Source organism: Oscillatoria sp. HE19RPO, from assembly GCF_024220515.1.
GTDB lineage: Bacteria > Cyanobacteriota > Cyanobacteriia > Cyanobacteriales > Laspinemataceae > Laspinema.
Window position 1 is genome coordinate 1 of record NZ_JAMXOT010000229.1, and the last position, 4,597, is coordinate 4,597.

The 4,597-nt window shown below is 51.3% G+C and carries 2 protein-coding genes; both read left to right on the forward strand.

Annotated features, from left to right (window positions below; all coding sequences use genetic code 11):
- Positions 1-623: 623 nt before the first annotated feature.
- Complete coding sequence (locus tag NG833_RS20215) at positions 624-1,211, forward strand: zinc ribbon domain-containing protein (RefSeq protein WP_254567075.1); 588 nt, start codon at positions 624-626, stop codon at positions 1,209-1,211.
- Between the two features lie 63 nt (positions 1,212-1,274).
- Entirely contained in the window at positions 1,275-4,415 is a 3,141-nt protein-coding gene (locus NG833_RS20220; protein ID WP_254567076.1) for a DUF2126 domain-containing protein, read from the forward strand.
- The last annotated feature ends 182 nt before the right edge of the window (positions 4,416-4,597 follow it).

Sequence of the window (4,597 nt, forward strand, 5' to 3'; positions counted from 1 at the left end):
GTGGTAAATTCTAGCTAGTAATCAAGTATTGAGCTATGCTTCTTTACTCAAAAGTATATGTCTCTTCCAAATCAAGAAACCACCCCGTCCCTTCGGGACACCCCTCCCTTGGAGGGGAATCTGCCCCAAAATTCCCCTCCAGAGGAGGGGAATCTGCTTGTATCCCCCGCCAGATAGAGTTTACGAACAAGCAAAAAAGTAATTTGGCGTTGAGAATGAAACAGCCCTACCTCTTTGTCACCGATTCTTGATGTGGGGCAACTTTTCCCGGAAACTATTTGGCATTTTGTCACAGCTTCTTGATATCGAAAAATTCGGACCGCACCCTTGTCACCCTTCCCCAGGTTCAGCGGAAGGTGTAAATTGAGGTCAGAAATTGATGACAGGGACAAGATTTTTATCCATCAGAAGGATTACCCCCAGTTCCTTGGGAAACTGTGGTGGCAATAGCAGAGGCAGGTTCAGCGATAGAACCCAACGGCGTCTGAAAATTTGGGGGTTGGTTTATTAAATAATCCTGCGTTTAATTTCAATTTGTTTCGTTTCGGATTCCATCGTCGTTTCCGATCCAAACTATCCTAAACTAGAAAAGATCCTCGTTTAATAACATTTGAGGCTCGGTTATGGCATATATGTGTAACCTGGGTAACGGCCAGCAGGTTTTTGTTTACAATCAGGACAATCAAACGATTGTGACCCTTAGTGGGACTCTTCCCGGTCAACAGCAACAATCAAGTAGCGGATTTTCCACGGGAAAATGGACCGCCCTCCCGATTTTATATCGCAATGCCGGGGGTTTCATTTTGCGAATAGAAAGCGATCGCGGTCCGCATTATGTGCAGTTGCAAGGGTCCTCCATGAGTGCAGTCGGCACAACCCCGAATTTGGAGAATGCTGAAGTGATACCGATGCAAACCGCAGAACCCCCCCCAGCGGCGACAATGGAACCCATGAAACCCATGACACCAATGGAACCCATGACACCAATGGAACCCATGACACCCATGAAACCCATGAAAATGGGGGATATGGAAATGCGAATGAATCCGATGGAAATGCGGATGGGAAATATGGGAATGAGTATGGGAGAATCCACCCCGAGTAAGGGAGAATCCAACCCATCTTACCGGCAAAATTTCTGTCCCCAATGCGGTGCGCCGGTGAAAGAAAATGACCGTTTTTGTGCCAATTGCGGTCATCGTTTATCCTAAGCGATCGCCCGCTTAATTCCCCCCACTTTTTCTTGCCATTGCACTCTCCCTCTGTCACCCTAAATGTCTGTTAAAGTTGCCCTCAACCATCAAACCCTCTACCGTTTTGATCGCCCTGCGGTTTTGGGTCCCCATGTCCTGCGCTTGCGTCCCTCTCCCCATTGCCGCACCCCCATTCAGAGTTATGCCTTAAACATCACCCCGGAGAATCATTCCCTCTATTGGCGACAAGGGGTTTTTGGTGATTTTATGGCCCGAGTTAACTTCCCTGAAAAGACCAGTCACCTCCAGATTCAGGTCGATTTAATCGCCGAACTCCATCCCATCAATCCCTTTGATTTCTTAGTCGAACAGTACGCCAGTTCCTACCCCTTTACCTACGACGAACAACTCGCCGCTGAACTGCAACCCTGTTTGGAAATTCAAGAATCGGGACCCTTATTAACCGAATGGGTGAATCAACTAGAAAACTCCAACCCATACATCACCACCTTTATTGGCAACCTCAGTCAAAAACTCCAACAGGATATCGCCTATACCGTCCGATTTGAACCGGGCATTCAAACCTGTGAAGAAACCCTCTCCAAACGACTCGGTTCCTGTCGCGATACCGCTTGGTTATTAGTCCAAATTCTCCGGCATTGTGGGTTAGCGGCACGATTTGTTTCCGGCTATTTAATCCAACTCAAACCCGATGAAATTCCCTTAGAAGGTCCTCCAGGACCGGAGGCAGATAAAGCCGATTTACACGCTTGGGCCGAAGTATATCTCCCGGGGGCCGGATGGATTGGACTCGACCCCACCTCGGGAATCCTCACCGCTGAGGGACATATTCCCCTCGCTGCGGCGGCTGACCCCAAAAATGCCGAACCCGTCACCGGCTCAATTGGTCCTTGTGAGAGCGACTTAAGCTATTCCGTCACGGTAACCCGGATGGAAGAACAACCGAGGGTGACCCAACCTTATACAGCAGAACAATGGCAAGCCATCACCCAGTTAGGTGAGGCAGTCGAGGCCCAGTTACAAGCAGCAGATGTGCGATTAACAATGGGGGGAGAACCCACCTTTGTTTCCCTGGACGATCGCGAGTCGGCACAATGGCACACTGGCGCACTGGGGGCCGAAAAACGCCGATTAGCCTGGGTGTTACTCTGCCAATTACGCCGACGCTTCGCCCCCGGAGGACTCTTGCATGAGGGTCAAGGCAAGTGGTATCCCGGGGAAGCCTTACCCCGCTGGGCATTAGGCTGTTATTGGCGCAAGGATGCCGTCCCAATTTGGCGCAGTCCCCTTCCGGAAACCGGGGATACAAATTATACCACCAAAGATGCTAAAATTTTCATCACCGCAGTCGCCCAACGGCTAGGGGTGGATGCGAACTCGGTCATCGCTGCTTATGACAAAAATCCGGAAAAAGACCTCTGTGCCTACGTTTTGCCCTTAATTTGGACAAAAACAGAGAGAATAGAGGGCTGGGTAACTTGTCCTTGGCATCCTCCCGGCGATCGCCTCTGCTTAATTGCCGGAGATTCTCCTGCCGGGTTTCGCTTACCCCTGAGTGCGATGAATTGGGCACCGGAGGAAGAACTGCAAACCGAAGCAGAAGTCAATCCCGAGGACAGTTTTCACCCGTTTCAGGATATCTTGGCCCGAGTTCGCAATCGCAAAAGTGAGAAGCATCACGGGGTGGATACCCCTAACAGCGTTAAAGTCGCCTTATGCGTAGAAGTGCGAGAGGGCAACTTGTACTGTTTCATGCCGCCGATTAGTGCAGCAGAAAACTACCTCGATGCGATCGCCTCCATCGAAGATGCTGCCACCGAAACCGGCTATTCCGTCCAGATTGAAGGCTTTACCCCACCGCGCGATCGGCGTCTGCAAGGCTTTCAAATCACCCCAGATCCAGGCGTTATCGAGGTCAATCTGCATCCTGCCGCCCATTGGCAAGAACTGGTGGAAACCACAACCTGCCTCTACGAAGAAGCTCGACTCAGCAGCCTAGATACAGAAAAATACACCAAAGATGGAATCCGCATTGGCACCGGAGGCGGTTCGCACATCACCCTAGGCGGTCCTAGTCTAGAGGAGAGTCCCTTACTCCGTCGTCCCGACTTACTGCGGAGTTTAATCACTTACTGGCAGCATCATCCCAGCTTATCTTACCTATTTTCCGGCCTATTTATCGGGGCCACCAGCCAATCCCCGCGAGTCGATGAAGGGCGGTATGAAAATTTATATGAATTAGAAATCGCCCTAGCACATTTAGTCCCCAAAGCCGAGATTCCCCCCCAAGTCATCGATCGCCTGTTACGGAACCTCCTGATCGATGTCACCGGCAACACCCATCGCAGTGAGTTTTGTATCGATAAACTGTATCCGGTGGAAAATTGGAAAAATCAACTGGGATTGCTGGAACTACGGGGCTTTGAAATGCCTCCTCACCCGCAGATGGCCCTAGTCCTGGGATTACTGATTCGCGCCCTAGTTGCCCGCTTTTGGCAACAACCCTACAGCGGAAACTTAGTGCGATGGGGAACAATTTTACACGATCGCTTCTTATTGCCGTATTACATTGCCGCAGATTTTCGGGATATCCTCCGGGAGTTAACCGATAGCGGTTATCCCTTGGAGTGGGAGTGGTTTGAGCCATTTTTAGAGTTCCGGTTTCCGCGATATGGGGCGATCGTCCGCGAGGGGGTACAACTGGAACTGCGACGGGCGATCGAACCCTGGTATGTGTTAGGAGAGGAAGCCACAACCACAGGCACAGCAAGGTATGTAGACTCATCGATGGAGCGCATCCAGGTTCTGCTGAGGAATGCCACCCCCGGACGGCATAGTGTCACCTGTAACGGCTATCCCGTGCCATTGCAAGGGACGGATACAGCAGGAGAATGTGTGGCAGGAGTGCGATATCGCGCCCGCCAAGTAGCAGCAGGATTACATCCGGCGATCGACCCTCATGTTCCCTTAGTCTTTGATATCGTAGATACCTGGCAGGGGCGATCGCTCGGAGGCTGTACTTACTACGCCGAACATCCAGGGGGTGTAGAGTGGAACAGCTTCCCTCTCAACTCCCGGGAAGCTCATAGCCGACTGATTACGAGATTTGTTCCCTTGGGACATACTCCGGGCGAGATTGAGTTGCGATCGGTTTTACCCAGTCGGGAATATCCTCTCACCTTGGATTTGCGGAGGGTATAGGGAGGAGTGGGGGTGAGGCGGGGAACCCCTCCCTAACCCTCCCCTAAGAGGAGAGGGGACCGGACAAGTGCCTTTTTATGCCTGAACCCCATGATATCTACCTGTAGAGGCGATTCGAGAATCGCCCGTCTTAACAACACATCCGCCTGAACCCCATGATATCTACCTGTAGAGGCGATTCG

Coding starts and splice junctions, on each gene's coding strand:
- NG833_RS20220 (WP_254567076.1), top strand. CDS start 1,275: ATGTCTGTTAAAGTTGCCCTCAACCATCAAACCCTCTACCGTTTTGAT.
- NG833_RS20215 (WP_254567075.1), top strand. CDS start 624: ATGGCATATATGTGTAACCTGGGTAACGGCCAGCAGGTTTTTGTTTAC.